General features: G+C 30.8%; 14 protein-coding genes, 1 pseudogene and 2 other annotated features. Of the genes and pseudogenes, 12 read left to right on the forward strand and 3 right to left on the reverse strand.

The genetic code is table 11. The features are described 5' to 3' along the window. Window positions 1–46: 46 nt before the first annotated feature. Window positions 47–1,984: an FAD-dependent oxidoreductase gene (locus tag CIW83_RS18525; RefSeq protein WP_094903961.1), complete on the reverse strand. Its 1,938-nt coding sequence runs from the start codon at window positions 1,982–1,984 to the stop codon at window positions 47–49. Window positions 1,985–2,184: 200 nt separating this feature from the next. Continuing rightward, entirely contained in the window at window positions 2,185–2,778 is a 594-nt protein-coding gene (locus tag CIW83_RS18530; RefSeq protein ID WP_094903962.1) for a TetR/AcrR family transcriptional regulator, read from the reverse strand. 311 nt (window positions 2,779–3,089) lie between these two features. Between CIW83_RS18530 and CIW83_RS18535 the strand changes: the two genes are divergently transcribed. Continuing rightward, complete coding sequence (locus tag CIW83_RS18535) at window positions 3,090–3,479, forward strand: RidA family protein (protein WP_201260031.1); 390 nt, start codon at window positions 3,090–3,092, stop codon at window positions 3,477–3,479. 386 nt (window positions 3,480–3,865) lie between these two features. After that, a complete protein-coding gene (locus tag CIW83_RS18540) occupies window positions 3,866–4,246 on the forward strand; it encodes a hypothetical protein (RefSeq protein WP_094903963.1) in 381 nt (126 codons plus the stop codon). Between the two features lie 34 nt (window positions 4,247–4,280). Here the strand turns inward: CIW83_RS18540 and CIW83_RS18545 are convergent, their stop codons facing one another. Beyond that, window positions 4,281–5,315 carry a TIGR00300 family protein gene (locus CIW83_RS18545; protein WP_158220176.1) on the reverse strand — a complete coding sequence of 345 codons (1,035 nt, stop codon included), beginning with the start codon at window positions 5,313–5,315 and terminating at the stop codon, window positions 4,281–4,283. A 115-nt stretch (window positions 5,316–5,430) separates the two neighbouring features. Further along, window positions 5,431–5,649 (reverse strand) — a binding site (T-box leader). A 184-nt stretch (window positions 5,650–5,833) separates the two neighbouring features. Between CIW83_RS18545 and CIW83_RS18550 the strand changes: the two genes are divergently transcribed. The 10 genes and pseudogenes from CIW83_RS18550 to CIW83_RS18595 all read left to right on the forward strand — a co-directional run bounded on the left by CIW83_RS18550 (window position 5,834) and on the right by CIW83_RS18595 (window position 16,366). Then, window positions 5,834–7,036, forward strand: coding sequence for an SPFH domain-containing protein (locus CIW83_RS18550; RefSeq protein ID WP_094903965.1), 1,203 nt, complete (start codon window positions 5,834–5,836; stop codon window positions 7,034–7,036). Between the two features lie 39 nt (window positions 7,037–7,075). Then, window positions 7,076–8,122: a hypothetical protein gene (locus CIW83_RS18555; protein WP_094903966.1), complete on the forward strand. Its 1,047-nt coding sequence runs from the start codon at window positions 7,076–7,078 to the stop codon at window positions 8,120–8,122. Next, complete coding sequence (locus CIW83_RS18560; protein WP_094903967.1) at window positions 8,116–8,934, forward strand: TPM domain-containing protein; 819 nt, start codon at window positions 8,116–8,118, stop codon at window positions 8,932–8,934. Before CIW83_RS18555 ends, CIW83_RS18560 begins: the two co-directional genes overlap by 7 nt. 636 nt (window positions 8,935–9,570) lie before the next feature. Beyond that, complete coding sequence (gene thpR, locus CIW83_RS18565; protein ID WP_094903968.1) at window positions 9,571–10,122, forward strand: RNA 2',3'-cyclic phosphodiesterase; 552 nt, start codon at window positions 9,571–9,573, stop codon at window positions 10,120–10,122. Between the two features lie 164 nt (window positions 10,123–10,286). Next, window positions 10,287–10,518, forward strand: a binding site (T-box leader). 144 nt (window positions 10,519–10,662) lie between these two features. Further along, on the forward strand, window positions 10,663–11,835 hold the full coding sequence (locus tag CIW83_RS18570) for an ABC transporter substrate-binding protein (RefSeq protein WP_094903969.1): 1,173 nt from the start codon (window positions 10,663–10,665) through the stop codon (window positions 11,833–11,835). An 82-nt stretch (window positions 11,836–11,917) separates the two neighbouring features. Then, the gene (locus CIW83_RS18575; RefSeq protein ID WP_094903970.1) at window positions 11,918–12,802 is read left to right on the forward strand and encodes a branched-chain amino acid ABC transporter permease; all 885 of its coding nucleotides are present in this window, start codon (window positions 11,918–11,920) and stop codon (window positions 12,800–12,802) included. Window positions 12,803–12,813: 11 nt separating this feature from the next. Continuing rightward, window positions 12,814–13,764 carry a branched-chain amino acid ABC transporter permease gene (locus tag CIW83_RS18580; RefSeq protein WP_094903971.1) on the forward strand — a complete coding sequence of 317 codons (951 nt, stop codon included), beginning with the start codon at window positions 12,814–12,816 and terminating at the stop codon, window positions 13,762–13,764. Next, window positions 13,742–14,524: an ABC transporter ATP-binding protein gene (locus CIW83_RS18585; RefSeq protein WP_094903972.1), complete on the forward strand. Its 783-nt coding sequence runs from the start codon at window positions 13,742–13,744 to the stop codon at window positions 14,522–14,524. Before CIW83_RS18580 ends, CIW83_RS18585 begins: the two co-directional genes overlap by 23 nt. Continuing rightward, a pseudogene (locus CIW83_RS18590) lies at window positions 14,518–15,221 on the forward strand (ABC transporter ATP-binding protein). Before CIW83_RS18585 ends, CIW83_RS18590 begins: the two are co-directional and overlap by 7 nt. Before the next feature lie 254 nt (window positions 15,222–15,475). Continuing rightward, window positions 15,476–16,366, forward strand: coding sequence for an acyl-CoA dehydratase activase-related protein (locus CIW83_RS18595; protein WP_094903973.1), 891 nt, complete (start codon window positions 15,476–15,478; stop codon window positions 16,364–16,366).

Raw genomic sequence — 16,366 nt, forward strand, 5'->3', positions numbered from 1 at the left:
TTTTTAACTTTTGGGGTGCACTTCATTTACGGGTAGTTATGATTATTTATATTGCCCTTGCTACTTCCGCAGCTTCAGCTGTAGCATTAAGCGCTCTACGTGCACGTACTGCATCACCAATAGTGTGGTAAGGAATATTATTTTCATCACAGTATATTATAATATCATTAGATGCACGAGATTTTGCTCCTATTGCAATTACAACAGAATTACAAGGGAGTGCTTGAAGTTCTCCATCTTTTTCTATTATTACAGCATCCTCTTTAATTTCGACACATTTGGCAGATGTAAATGTTTTTATATTGTGTGTATGAAGGCTTTCCATTACACATATTTTACGAAGTTGACCAAGATCCTTTGCTACTTGATCTAGCATTTCTACAACTGTAATACTGTTAGCTGATTCAGAAAGATATTCAGCAACTTCCAATCCGACAAGACCTCCACCAATAACTACAACATTTCCATTTGCAGTTGAGTTTCCAGCCAATATATCATGAGAGTTTGTTACATGATCTCCATTGCTGCCTGTAATATTTGGTTTAATTGGCTCAGCACCTATTGCTATTATAACCTCATCTGGATTTATTTCCTTAATAAGTTCAGGAGTGACAGGAGTAGATAGTCTTATTTCAACATTTTCTAATTTTGCCATTTCGCCCATAGATAGTGCTGCTGCTTTTAATTCTTCTTTTCGTGGTGCTTCACCAGCAAGGACAAATTGTCCACCAAGAGAATTATTAGATTCACATAATATAGGGGCATGACCTCTACGTTTTAAGGTAATGGCAGCTTCTAGTCCTGCTACGCCACCACCAGCTATTAAAATTTTCTTAGGATTATCCGTTTTTATGAGCCTATATTCTGCTTCTCTGCCTAATGCTGGATTTCTTAAACATGTAATATATGGTACCTCTGGATTTACAAACCCATCATAGCAACCTTGATTACAGCCTACGCATTTTACAATAGTATTTTCTTTACCTGAAGATGCTTTGTTGCAGAATTCTGGATCAGCTAATTGACCGCGGCCTACTACTACCATATCAGCTTTTCCAATTTTAATTATTTCATCTGCTTGAGAAGGATCATTGATACGGCCAACTGCTATTGTAATCATTCCTGTTTCTTTTTTTATTCTTTCTGCATTATCAACATTAAATCCTCTTGGCAGGTCAACTGGAGGTACTTCATATTTTATTGCTGCTGATGAAAAGTTTCCACGTGATACATTAAGTACATCTATGCCAGCTTTCTTAGCTAATTTACAAAACTCAATTGTTTCTTCGATAGTTATACCATTTTCTAAATTATCATCATGTGCTACGATACGCATAAATAAAGGCATATTCTCTGGTATATTATTACGAATGGATTCTATACATTCGATTAAAAATCTCGCTCTATTTTCAAAGGAGCCACCATATTCGTCAGTTCTTTTATTGAAGAATGGACTTAAAAATGCATGTGGTAAATAATTATGACCGGCATGAAATTCTATACAGTCAAATCCTGCTTCAACTGCACGCCTAGCAGCATAACCAAAGGATTTTATTACTTCTTTTATAGTTTCAATACTTGCGCCGGGTATTACTTTATCAGTTCCATAAATTGGAGTATCGCTAACTAATATTATATCTTCATTTTGATAACTAGCTGTAGCCATGCCTCCTTGCCAAAGCTGTATACCTGCTTTTCCCCCGGCAGAATGTATAGCATCAACAAGTTTTTTCAATTCAGGAACATACTTGTCATCACCAATGGAAAGAAAATTTTTAGGGGTAGATGGATCATGTACTCCACATACTTCGGTAAAGTTCAAGCCATTTCCACCTAATACTCTAGCTACATGGTAGTCTATAATTTGCTGTGTAACATATTTATCTTCACTGGGCATCTTTGTTCCCATTGCTGGAAATACAACTCTATTTTTAAGCTCCATACCTCTAATCTTTATAGGACTAAAAAGATTATCAAATGCCATAAAAAATCCTCCCTTTAATATTATTTAATGTTTAAAAGAATTTAATATATAGTTTATTGTGAACAAACAGCTGTTAATTAGATTATAAATTATTTAACAGACTAAATCAATATGTTTAAAACAAATTGTTTTAATTTAAAACAAAAAAGTGATTTCGATTATTTGATTTATCGAAATCATTTTATTTTAGATGCTTAAATTTAATCATTTGAACATGATTTTAATCTATCTATTATATAAGTAATATATTTTAATCTTTCATCTTTGCTATCTAAAACACTGTTGTCAAAGTTTTTAAAATCATAATTGATAGTTGGATATAATATAGAAGATAGAAATATCATTTTATTATATTGAAACATTATATCATTTTGATTTAAGACATTATCCAATGTTTTATCTAGTTTTTCATTCATAGCATTAGTTACTTCAACTATTTTAGCATCTACTTCACTAATGTCCTTTTTATCCATGGCTTCTTTTAAAATGGTAAGAATTCCAGGATATTTTAGTGTATACTCCATTATTTCATTTGCAGATAAGATAACCTTTTCTTTATCATTATATTCATCACTATCTAGTATAGAGTAAGCTGCAATTGTGTTATCTATATAGAATTCCTTTACATGACGTAACATTTCATCTTTTGTACGAAAATAATAATTTACCGCACTCACATTTACATTAGCTTCTTTAGCTATAGCTCTTATTGGGACGTTGAAGGAACCAATTTTGCCAATAAGATATAAGGCTTTATCCAAAATTTTTTCCTCAACATTTGTCAATTCTCTCATTCTGAACCTCCTACATATAGTAAATTTCAGTACTGTAATTCTCAAAATATGTAACATTTACTAAACATTATATCAAAAAATATAATTAGTTAATACCATATATTTTTTAAGTAATATCATGATAAAATTCATCACTAAAGGGCTAAAGTTAAATCAAATAGATTGTTAGAAATTTGAATTATTATTGATAAAAAAATATAAAATACTACTTTGATCTATTATGAGAGTTGGCAAACTATGGCAAGAGGCTTTATTTAAATAAGAATTTAATATATAATCTTATAATAGAATATAAAATAAGGAGGACAATAATGGTAAGAAAAGCTTATAATGCAAATGGTATATCGGCATCAGGACCATATTCACATGCAGTTGATGCTGGAGAGCTAGTTTTTTTATCAGGACAAACTGTGATGAATGCAGATCCCATGCCAACTGATAAAGGAAATATAACTGAACAAACAAAAGAATGCTTTATCAATTTATTTAAAATATTAGAATCAGCTAATCTTACATCAGATGATGTAGTAAAAGTAAATGTATATCTAACAGATATGAAGAATTTCTCTGCAATGAATGAAGTATATAAAACCCAATTTTCGGAACCTTATCCTGCTAGAACGACTATAGCAGTTTTGGAACTGCCACTTGGTGCAGATGTTGAAATAGAATTAATTGCAAAAAAGCCACAAAATAAATAGTTAATAATAATCCTCCTTGATAAAGTTTAATGATTCTAGGAGGATTTATTCTATATAGAATTAATTACTCTTATAATGAAAAATAAATATCTAAATTGTTAAAAAAGATAATATTATTGTACATGAGATTTAAAGAATTTATTTATATATTAACTTGAATTAAGCATTCAGATAGCAAATCTATTTAAGAAAATATGTAAGATATATTCTATATTATTAATGAAGATTTAAATTTGTCAGTTTATACAATAAGATTCATTTAATGAGGTTATATGTCTTTTTATGTATAGAGTATGAATTTTGTATAAATACCATAGGAATGAGTAAAATAATAATGCTTAATTCTAAAATATATTGATAAAAATCTTAACTTGGTGGTGTTTTATATGGAAATTAAAGAAGGAGTAATGGTTCCATTAGGCTATGGTAAGTTTGCTCGTTCTGATAAAATCATTAGCCTTGAACCTATTGAGGATGATCGGGGACCGGGGAGAAGAACTGTTGTGTATGTTGAGGAAGTAAAATCTCCAATAATAGCATCCAAAACTGAAAATTCTATATTAGCAAGAATGGTGGAAATACCAAGAAATGAACTGGAGGCTTCTGCTGCCCTAGAGCTTTTATACGATATAGGAGATGATATTGGGCAGATTGGACCTATGCTTAGAAAAAGCATAAAGAAAGAAGCAAACTTTGACCTTGATAGAATTGAAAAGCGTATAAATGAGATCATCCAACATGAAATTGAATTTGATGGAATACACTAATGTAAATTTAATTTCATATATTAGTAATTAGGCACTAGGTTGCTAATCTAGTGCCTATGTTATTTTTTAGGCTTTCAATTTCATAGACCAATAGATTTAAGAATAACCCTACGTCAGTGACAATACCTATAGTTTGACTGCTTCCTCTATCGCATAGTTTTGTAACCACGGCAGAGTTAATATCTACACATATCATCTTGATCTTTGCAGGAAGCATATTTCCACTGGCAATCCCGTGAAGCATAGATCCAAGGACTAGAACTATATCTGAAGATTGTAAATATTTGTTATAGGCTTCTTGAGCTTCGATCATATCAGTAATTGTATCTGGTAATGGACCATCATCTCTTAAACTTCCCGCAAGGACAAATGGAGTATGATTTTTTATAGATTCATACATTATACCTGAGCGAAGTATCTTTGCTTCAACGGTTTCTTTTATGGAGCCATATTCCATAACCTGATTTATAGCCCTCATATGATTTCTATAGCCATTGTGGGTTACTTTACCTGATCTTGCACATACTCCCAAGGAAGTACCAAAGAGATTTTTTTCTATATCATGAACTGCAAGGGCATTTCCAGCTAATAAACTGGAAACATAATTTCCTTTAATAAGCTCTGAGAGATAGTAGTCTCCACCTGTATGGACTACAACAGGCCCAGCAACTACAGTTAACTTCTTGTCATTATAGAATAATTCATAGGCTAAATCTTTTATAATAATATTATTTCTTCTTTCGGAAGAGACAGAACTATTCATAAAGTTGAAAGAATCTTCTACCATTGCATTCTTATCTTTTAGAATTTTAACTCCCGAATCACTACATACTACCATATCACCTTTTCTTATATCTCTTAGTTTTTTACATGATGCACCTTGTTCATCTATGACTATAAGTGCATCCATTCTTTGCTTTTTTACCTCTGTCCATTTATTATTATAAAATACCAGAGTTTTATAATTTGTAGTTGAATAAAAGTCATCAGGAACATGTTTATCCTGCTCTACTTTTTTTAACACTATATTTTTATTTATATTCTTATTTTTGAATTTATTTATCTCCATTTTAAATTCTCCTTTCACTAATTGATAATTTAAACGACTTTTTACAGTTTCGAAACTCAAATTCATTTACTCGTTACGCTCATTGTGTTAGGGTATAAAAAAACCTTCATCCCAATACTGGGACGAAGGTAATTCGCGGTACCACCCAAATTGATTAAGCAGTAAATAAAACTTAATCCTCTTGAAGCCTGTAACGTTGGCGAAACGGACAAATTTTTTCATTTGCAGCTTAGAGGGTGGGTTCAAAAGAAGTAATCTTAGAAAATCTTTCAGTCGATGGATCTTCCTTCCTTTTAGAATCTTTCTATTTACTAGTCCTCTTCAAGGCCAAATATTTATTTAGAAAATATTATATTCATTATAAAATTAATTGTCAAGTGTTTTTTAGAAAAAATTAATTATTTTTATAATTATATGATTAATTTTATATATTAAATTGAAAAATTTTAAAATGGGTATAAAATTAAAGATATAGCACTAAATATATTAAATTAATATATTCTTAGGAGGTAGTAAAAATGGGACTAATAAAAGCACTTAGTTCAGCCATAAGAGGCACTCTTGCTGATCAATGGTTGGAGATAATTGAACCAAACGATATGGGTGATAATACTGTATTTACATCTGGTATAACCGTCAGAAAAGATGATAGAAGAGGGGCAAATAAAAAGGGGACAGAAAATACAGTTTCAAATGGATCAATAATTCATGTATATCCAAATCAGTTTATGATACTTGTAGATGGGGGAAAGATTATAGATTATACTGCTGAAGAAGGATATTATAAAGTAGATAATTCATCTTTACCATCTCTTTTTAATGGAAATTTTGAAGAAGCTCTAGATGAATCATTTCAACGTGTGAAATATGGTGGTGTAACACCTACTTCTCAAAAGGTATATTATATAAACCTACAAGAGATAAAGGGAATAAAATTTGGGACTCCAAATCCTTTAAACTACTTTGATAATTTTTATAATTCAGAGCTATTTTTAAGAACCTTTGGAACTTATTCTATAAAAATAACAGATCCACTACTATTTTTTGTGGAAGCAATACCAAGAAATAAGGACAAAGTAGATATTGAGGATATTAATGAGCAATACTTATCTGAGTTTTTAGAAGCTTTGCAATCGGCAATGAATCAAATGTCAGTTGATGGAATCCGTATATCTCATGTTCCTTCAAAGGGCAGGGAATTGAGTCAATATATGGCAAATATCCTAGATGAGGAATGGAAAAGAATGAGAGGAATGGAAATACAATCTGTAGGCATAGCTAATATTTCTTATGATGATGAGTCTAAAGAATTAATTAATATGAGAAATAAAGGAGCCATGTTAGGTGATCCATCAGTACGTGAGGGCTATGTACAGGGTTCTATTGCTAGAGGGTTAGAAGCTGCTGGATCAAATGAAGGAGGAGCTGCATCTGCTTTCATGGGTATGGGAGTAGGAATGCAGGGGGCAGGTAGTTTTATGGGAGCTGCATCAGCATCTAACCAAAATCAAATGGCTAAAGAACAAAATCAACAAAGTCAGGCTCAAGGTATACCTAATAAAGGATATTGGTTCTGTAGTAATTGTGGTACAAAAAATGGAGGTAATTTTTGTTCGGAATGTGGAACAAAAAGAGCGACTCCAGAACAATGTTCTAACTGTGGATATAAACCAAGTGGTGAGATTCCAAAGTTTTGTCCAGAATGTGGAACCAAATTTTAATATAATCTAAGTATTCTTTATTTAGGAAAGAGGTGGGCTATGACTATAAAGAGTTATAAATGTCCAAGTTGCGGTGCAGGAATACATTTTAAACCTGCACTGCAAAAATTCAAATGTGATTTTTGTTTAAGTGAATATACTGAAGAAGAAATAGATGATATATATACTGAAAAAGATGAAAAAGAAGAACTTTATCATAATAATATAGATTCTCGGCAGTTATCATCCTATGAATGCAATAGTTGTGGAGCGAAAATAGTCACTGATGATACTACTACGGCTACTTTTTGTTATTATTGTCATAATCCAGTTATAATATCAGATAGGTTAATAGGTAACTTTCAACCTAATAAGCTAATACCATTTTCCGTTGATAAGAACAAAGCAAAACAAAACTTTCTAGATTGGGCACAAAATAAGAGATTCGTTCCTAATGATTTCTATAGCAATTCACAATTAGAAAAGATAACTGGAATATATTTACCATATTGGTGGGCTGACTGTGAAGTTGATATAGATTATATAGGAGAGGCGAGAAATATTAGAGTATGGCGCAGTGGAGATAGAGAATTTACAGAAACTAAAAAATATCAAATCGTAAGAAAAGGTCAGATTAATATAGAAAACGTAGGGGAAGTAGCTTTTACTAAAATAGATGACACACTTTTAAATGGTATAGCACCGTATAATGAAAATGAGATCATAGACTTTTCTATGGCATATCTCTCAGGTTTTTTTGCTGAACAATATGATATGGAAAAAGAAGATATTATTCCTAAAGTGGAAGATAGAGTTGGTAAATACTCAAAATCTTTAATAGATGAAACTATATCTGGATTTAATTTAGTAAATGATATAAGAAATAATTCTAAGGTAAATTATAATAAATGGAGCTATACTCTTTTACCAACATGGATATTAACTTACCTTTATAAGGGAAAAACCTTTGTATATGCAGTAAATGGTCAAACGGGCAAATCTTTTGGAGAACTGCCTTTTAACAAACAGAAAGCATTTAATGTAGCTATGATAATATTTATAGTTACTTTTATCACTCTTTTAATAGGAGGGATGTTAATATGGTAAGTCTATCTAAAAGATTAATAATTCTAATATTATCTTTTATATTAATTGTACAACCAATTACTGTATCAGCTGAAAAATCCTTAGTATTTGATGATGCTATGTTATTTACTGAAGACGAAATAATTAAATTACAAACTGAGGTAAATAATTTATCCAATGATTATAATATGGATATAGTTATTGTAACTACTAGTGATACCGATGGTAAAACGTCAAGAGAATATGCAGACGATTTCTTTGACTATGGAGGTTTTGGGGTAGGAGATAACTATGATGGTATATTATTCTTAATAGATATGGATAATAGAGAAGCCTATATATCCACCTCCGGAATAGGAATTAGATATCTGACAGATGCAAGGATAGAAAGGATATTAGATATTGTATTTGATAGTGGCTTAGTTGAAGGTGATTACTATGGAGCTGCTATGGGATTTTTAAGGGGGACTAAAGATTATCTAGAGGCTGGAATTCCCTCAAATCAATATAATGAGCCTGAATATATAAAACCTAAAAACATCCTAACATTTACTGATGTAATAATTAGTATAATTGGTGGGATAGTAACTAGTAGTCTGTTTTATTTTACTACTAAATCAAGATATAAAACACCGAGGGTTGTAAATCCCTTTTCCTATAGAAATAATAGTTTGGTAAAATTAACTTCAAATGAAGATAAATTAGTAGATACTTTTGTGACTCATAGGATTATACCTAAGCCTACAAACAATTCTAATTCTTCCAGTGGTAAAAGTACAACTCATAATTCTTCTAGTGGAAGAAGCCATGGTGGAGGAGGAAGAAAGTTTTAGCAAGATGTGTATGGGATTCTGCCATTCTATATTTTATAGATTCAAAAAATTCAATAGTAATATAAGTATTTAAAATATCTAATAACTCTTAGTGAAAAATGAAAAAGCACAAATCTTAAAGGAGGATTTGTGTTTTTTTATCTATCTAATTCAAGTTTCTAATGATTTAAAATCAAACTTAAAATAGTTGGATAATATAAAATTAAAATTGAAACAACAGCAGAAATCCAAAAGATTATTTTAGTTGTTCTGTTAGAATTTCTTTTTTCAATTAAACTATAGGACCAATACATTAAAATAGCAGTGACTATAACGAAAATAGGCTTGTATTTTGTAAGGTTGGATAAATAAGCTGTACCTATTGTCCCTAGACCTAGGGACGCTAATATTAATCCACCGCCTCAGCAAAAAGCTGCACCAAAAGCTGTAAAAACTGATAATATGCTAAGGAATTTTTCTTTCATAAACAAACCTCCATGGGGTATACTTGTTATTTAATAATACCAAATAAAAAATAAAACATCAAGGTTGATAATTTTTAATCTTAGTGAATTTGATTAGCATATTAATTATAATAAGGAAATTTGAAGTTTTTGGATATAATATTCTATAGAATCGTTATTAGGAGGGAAAATTATGCGTGTTTTTTTAGCTATAGAGTTTACAGAAGAAGTAAAGGAATACTTATATAAAATACAGCAGATAGTTAAGAACCATAGTAGTGCAGGTAATTTTACTAGCAAAGAAAATTTTCATTTAACACTTCGATTTATTGGTGAAGTGAAGGAGCATGAGCTAAATAAATTAAAAGAGATTATTAATTATATATCATTAAATCGAGAAATTTTTCAAATAGTTTTTAAAGAACTTGGAGAATTCCCTAGGAAAAATAAAAAAATAATTTGGATAGGATTACAACAGAATAAGGAATTAGATTTATTATATTCTAATTTAGAAGATAGGTTAGAATTTTATGAATATCCAAAGGAAGAAAGAAGGTTTGTTCCACATATAACTTTAGGCAGAGAAATAATCCTTACAGAAGAATTTAATAATATAAAAAATTCGATTGAAATTGATAAAGTAAAAATGACTGTAAATAAGATTTCCATTATGGAGAGTACAAGAAAAAATGGTCAATTAACTTATATTCCAATTTATGTAAAACAATTTAAATCCAAGTGCTAGAAATCATAAGAAATACAAATACTTATGGTGGGAATAAGGTTGAAAATTTAGTCAATTGAAATTTTTTAAAAAATATTTTCAAAAAAGCCATTGACAGCATTACTTTATCGTGCTATATTAGTTTTTAAATACAAAAAAGATTGCAATCTGATATTAAATTTAATCATAAAACTAAGATGAAGAGTGAACTATTAAATAATCAAGTACAGAGAGCTGGAGTAGCTGAGAACCAGTGTTGATATAATAGGAAGCAATCACTTCTGAGTTATATGGCTGAACTAAGTAAGCCATATCGGTAGACTCCGTTAAAAGGTCAGGGTTTAAATTTGAACCTAGTGAGTTAATTATCGTGAGATAATTATAAAGTAGAGTGGTAACGCTTTAACAGCCTCTACATGTATTTAACATACATGTAGAGGCTTTTTTAGAACAATTTTTCATAAAAATAAGGCCTGTTTTTATGGTGATTAATATAAACCAAGAGAAAGATGTAATACTTAAAAATATTATTTCAAAAATTATAATTGGAGGGTGTTTTAAATGAATAAAAAATTATTAGGAGTATTATCACTAGTTCTTATATTAAGTCTTCTTGCAGGATGTACATCTAAACCAGCAAGTAATCAAGCTAATTCAGATACAATAAAAGTCGGAGTAAACTATGAGTTATCAGGTGATGTTGCCACTTATGGTCAAAATTTAAGTGATGGAGTATTGCTAGCTATCGAAGAAATAAATAAAAATGGTGGAGTTCTTGGAAAACAAATACAACCTATTAAAGTTGATAATAAATCAGAAGATACAGAATCAGCAAATGTTTCTACAAGATTAGTTACTAGAGATAAGGTAGTTGCATTACTTGGCCCAGCTACATCTGGAAATACAAAGGCTGCAATACCAGCAGCAACTCAAAATAAGATTCCTCTGATATCAGCTTCAGCAACGGCAGATGATGTTACAGTTGATAGCAATGGAAATGTTAGAGAATATGTATTTAAAACTTGTTTCAGCGATTCTTTCCAAGGGGTTATGATGGCAGAATTTGCTTTAAAGGATTTAGGATTTAAAAATGCAGCAATATTAGCTGACAGTACATCTGATTATGCTAAAGGACTTTCAAAGGCTTTTAAAGAAACTTTTACATCTCAAGGTGGTAAAGTGTTAACTGAAGAAGCTTATCAAGCTAAAGATACAGATTTTAAAGCAGTTTTGACAAATCTTAAGGGATTAAATCCAGAAGTATTATTTGTTCCTGGTTATTACGAAGAAGTTGGTTTAATAGTTAGACAAGCAAGGGAACTAGGATTAAATGTACCAATACTTGGTGCTGATGGATATGAATCACCAAAGCTTACTGAAATTGCAGGAAAAGATGTTTTAAATCAGGTTTATTATTCAAGTCATTATTCTCCAATGGATGAAGCAGAAGAAGTAGTAAAATTTAAAGAAAACTTCAAAGCAAAATATGGTAAAGAGGCTGATGCTTTCAATGCATTAGGATATGATTTAGGATATTTTCTTAAGGATGCTTTAGAGAGAGCTGGAGAAGTAAACTCAGAAAAATTAAAAGATGCTATTGCATCAACTAAGGATTTTAAAGGGGTAACGGGAACTGTCTCAATAGATGAAAAACATAACCCAGTAAAATCTGTGACAATAATAGAAATGAAAGATGGGGTTCCAACATTCTTGAAAAAATTGGATCCAAAATAATTAAAAGTGAACAATGTCTTTTAGATAATTAGCTCTTTTAAGACATTGTTCATATAGACTTATTATAGAAAGGAAGTTAAAAATGGAACAACTATTACAGCAATTAATAAATGGAATATCACTTGGAAGCATATATGCTCTAATAGCATTAGGTTATACCATGGTATATGGAATAATAAATTTAATTAATTTTGCCCATGGTGATATTTATATGATAGGAGCATATGTAGGATTTGCCTTAACAACCTTTCTAGGATTAGGTTTTTTTCCTTCATTGCTAATTTCAATGTTAGTTTGTAGTGTTCTTGGAATCATAATAGAAAAAATAGCATATAAGCCTATAAGAAATTCTACAAGGATTGCTGCTCTTATTACTGCTATATCTGTATCACTATTTTTAGAATATACCATGGTGTATTTTGTAAAACCAGATACAAGAACATTTCCAGAAGTGTTAAAAAGTAAAATACTGACTCTGTTTGACGGAAGAGTTATATTAGATACAAAAAATATTTATATTATTTTAATAACTATTGCATTGATGATTGGACTTCAATATATAGTTCATAGAACTAAAATAGGTAAGGCAATGAGAGCTGTTTCTCTCGATAAAGATGCTGCTGAACTTATGGGAGTAGATGTAAACAAAACCATATCAGCTACATTTGCTCTTGGGTCTGCATTAGCAGGGGCCGCTGGAGTTTTGGTTGGAGTCTATTATAATACTATAAATCCTCTAATGGGAACAGTGCCAGGATTAAAGGCATTTGTTGCGGCAGTATTAGGAGGAATAGGCATTATTCCTGGAGCAGTATTTGGAGGGTTCTTCCTTGGCATGACAGAAACTCTTGTCTCTGCTTATGGAGGGTCAGTATTCAAAGATGCTGTTGCCTTTTCAATACTTATTATAGTCTTATTATTTAAGCCTAATGGACTTCTAGGAAAGACTATAAAGGAAAAGGTATAGGGGGAAGACAAATGAAAAAAATAGACAAAAAAAAGACTATAGGTTTTAGCCTATTGATTATAATTTATTTTCTAGTGAAAATTTTGATGGATGCAGGTATTATAGACTCTTATTTCCAATTAAACATTTTTCTTGTTGGAATTAATATTATATTAGCTACTGGGTTAAATTTAATTACTGGATTTACAGGTCAATTCTCATTGGGTCATGCAGCTTTTATGTCAATAGGAGCATATACATCAGCAGTAATTACTGCTAAATTGGGACAGCCATTTATAGCAGCCATATTGGCATCAGGAGTTATAGCAGCTTTTGCTGGTGTTCTTATTGGAATTCCAACTTTAAGATTAAAAGGTGATTATCTAGCTATAGCTACTCTTGGATTTGGTGAAATTATAAGGATTTTAGCATTAAATATTGATTATATAGGTGGAGCTATTGGATTTAATGACATTCCTCAATATACAAATTGGACTTGGATTTTTATAATGACTGTGGCTACCGTATTTTTAATCAAACATTTTATCAATTCTTATCACGGTAGAGCATGTATAGCCATAAGAGAAGATGAAATAGCAGCAGAGGCTATGGGAATTAATACTACTTTCTATAAAGTTTTAGCCTTTGCTATTGGTGCTTTTTTTGCAGGTATTGCAGGATCACTATATGCTAATTACTTTTATTTTATAAAACCTGACTCTTTTGGTTTTATGAAATCAATTGATATACTAGTAATTGTTGTATTTGGTGGAATGGGTAGCATTACAGGATCAATTATTGGGGCCCTTCTATTATCAATAATTTCATTATTTCTTCAAGGGATACCTGAACTTAGAATGGTAATTTATTCACTGATTTTATTTGTGATAATGGTTTATAGACCGACAGGACTTTTAGGTAAAGAAGAATTTAAAATATTTAAGAAGGGAGGAAGAAAAGATGTCAGTGTTGAAAGTAAGTAATCTATCAAAGAGCTTTGGTGGTATCAAAGCAATTACAGATGTTAGTTTAGATATAAATAGGGGAGAAATTATTGGTCTAATTGGGCCAAATGGTGCTGGAAAAACAACATTTTTTAACTTATTGACTGGTATATATACTCCTACATCAGGAGAAATAATTTATAATTTGGAGAAAGAAGTAACGGCTAAAGACTTAAAACCCCATAAAATTACTCACTATGGAATTTCTAGAACTTTTCAGAATATACGACTTTTCAAAAATATGACAGTACTTGATAATGTACTCATTGGATTTCATAATGGTCTAAAATATGGTGTAGTTTCAGCTTTATTTAAACTGCCTTCATATTATAAATCTGAAAAAAATACTTATGATGAGGCAATGGAACTTCTTAGTAAATTTAATCTATTAGATAAGAAAGATGAGCTTGCAAAAAATCTTCCTTACGGTGATCAAAGAAGACTTGAAATTGCAAGGGCTTTAGCTGCAAAGCCAAAATTATTATTATTAGATGAGCCAGCTGCAGGAATGAATCCTAAAGAGACTAAGGAACTTAACTTTCTAATTAAATGGATAAGAGAGACTTTTGATCTTACAATAATCCTGATAGAGCATGATATGTCATTAGTTATGAATATTTGTGAAAGAATATTTGTATTTGACTACGGATATTTAGTTGCTAGTGGTGTACCCGAGGAGATACAAAAAAATGAAAGGGTAATCAAGGCCTATCTAGGTGAGGAGGCAGCACAATGTTAGAACTTTCAAATGTAAATGTATATTATGGAGGGATTCATGCACTTAAAGATGTAAGCATCAAGATAGAAGAAGGAGAAGTAGTTACTCTTATTGGTGCAAATGGAGCAGGAAAATCTACAGCTTTAAAGGCTATATCTGGAATGGAGAAACCTAAAAGTGGAGAAATAAAATTCAATGGAGAAAAAATCAATTTTTTAAATGCTACAGATACTGTTAAGTTAGGAATATCTCATGTTCCAGAAGGAAGAAGAATTTTTTCTAAGATGAGCGTAATGGAAAACTTGGAGATGGGAGCGTATACAAGAAACGATAGAGGAGAAATTAAGAAGGACTTTGAAAAGATATTTTCTTTATTTCCAAGACTTCTTGAAAGAAAAGAGCAAATGGCTGGAACATTATCAGGAGGAGAGCAACAGATGCTTGCAATAGGTCGTGCTCTAATGTCGAAGCCAAAACTTATCTTATTAGATGAACCTTCTATGGGGCTTGCTCCAATAATAGTAAAGGAAATATTCTCTATTATAAGAAATATAAATGAGGTAGGAACTACGGTTCTTCTAGTAGAACAAAACGCAAATATGGCTCTCAATGCAGCAGATAGAGCTATATAATCCGAAATGGAGAAATAGAAATGGAAGGTAATGCAAAAAAAATGGTAGCAGACGAAAGGGTAAGAAAGGCTTACCTTGAGGGATAATATTATATATAGCCTATAGACTAATTATTTATTTTAAATTATGTCTATAGGTTTTTTTAAATCTATAGAAAAGTTCTTGCAATTATTCTTTTTAAATATTAACTTGGCCTTAATGTATTTCAAGGAAAGATACTTCTAATGCTTTGTGAGAACCTTTTTTATATAACTTCATATAATTTATCAATATAATTGAATACTTTATAGAATTATGCCAATAATATACGGATGTAATCATAATTTTTAAGGAGGTAAAGATGAAAGTAGGAATTCCTAAAGGGTTATTGTATTATACATATCATCCTTTTTTACAAACATTTTTTTCTGAACTAGGAGCTGAAATAATTACTTCATCTGATACTAATAAAAAGATATTAGATGAAGGTATTAAATATTCAGTAGATGAAGCTTGTCTTCCAGTTAAGATATTTCATGGGCATGTTTCTTCATTGAAAGATAAATGTGACATTATTGTAATTCCTAGAATAATGCAGGTTAGAGAAAGAGAATATATATGTCCAAAGTTCTGCGGACTTCCTGAAATGATCTTAAATAGTATACCTGATATTACTGAAACTATTACAGAGCCTATTTATGCTATATCAAAAAGAAGACTTTATAGCTGGGCTGAAGAAGCAGGAAGTAAAATAACAAAAGATAGTTCTAGAATAAGAAAGGCGTTTAGTATGGCATTAGATGAACAGAAAAGTCATAAACAAGGCATAAAAGATGAGAATTACAAATTTAGAGTTGCTTTGGCAGGTCATCCATATAATATTTATGATAATTTTATTAATATGAACATAGTCCAAAAACTTAATGAATTAGGGGTAGGTGTCATAACAGAAGAACATGTGGATGATGAATCGATAGATTTGGAAGTTAAAAAATTATATAAAAGACCTTTCTGGACATTTGCTAGAAATTCCTATGGATTTACAGTATATGGATCTAGAGAAGGACTATTTGATGGAATTATATATATATCTTCCTTTGCATGTGGAATAGATTCTGTAGTAGTTGAACTTATTAAGGATAAAATAGGGGAATTTCCTTTTATGATATTGAAGGTAGATGAGCATACTGGTGAGGCAGGTCTTGATACAAGAGTGGAAGCTTTTGTAGATATGTTGGAAAGGAGTCATTAA

Origin of the sequence: Tissierella sp. P1 (genome assembly GCF_002266425.1) — a bacterium.
Lineage (GTDB): Bacteria > Bacillota > Clostridia > Tissierellales > Tissierellaceae > Tissierella > Tissierella carlieri.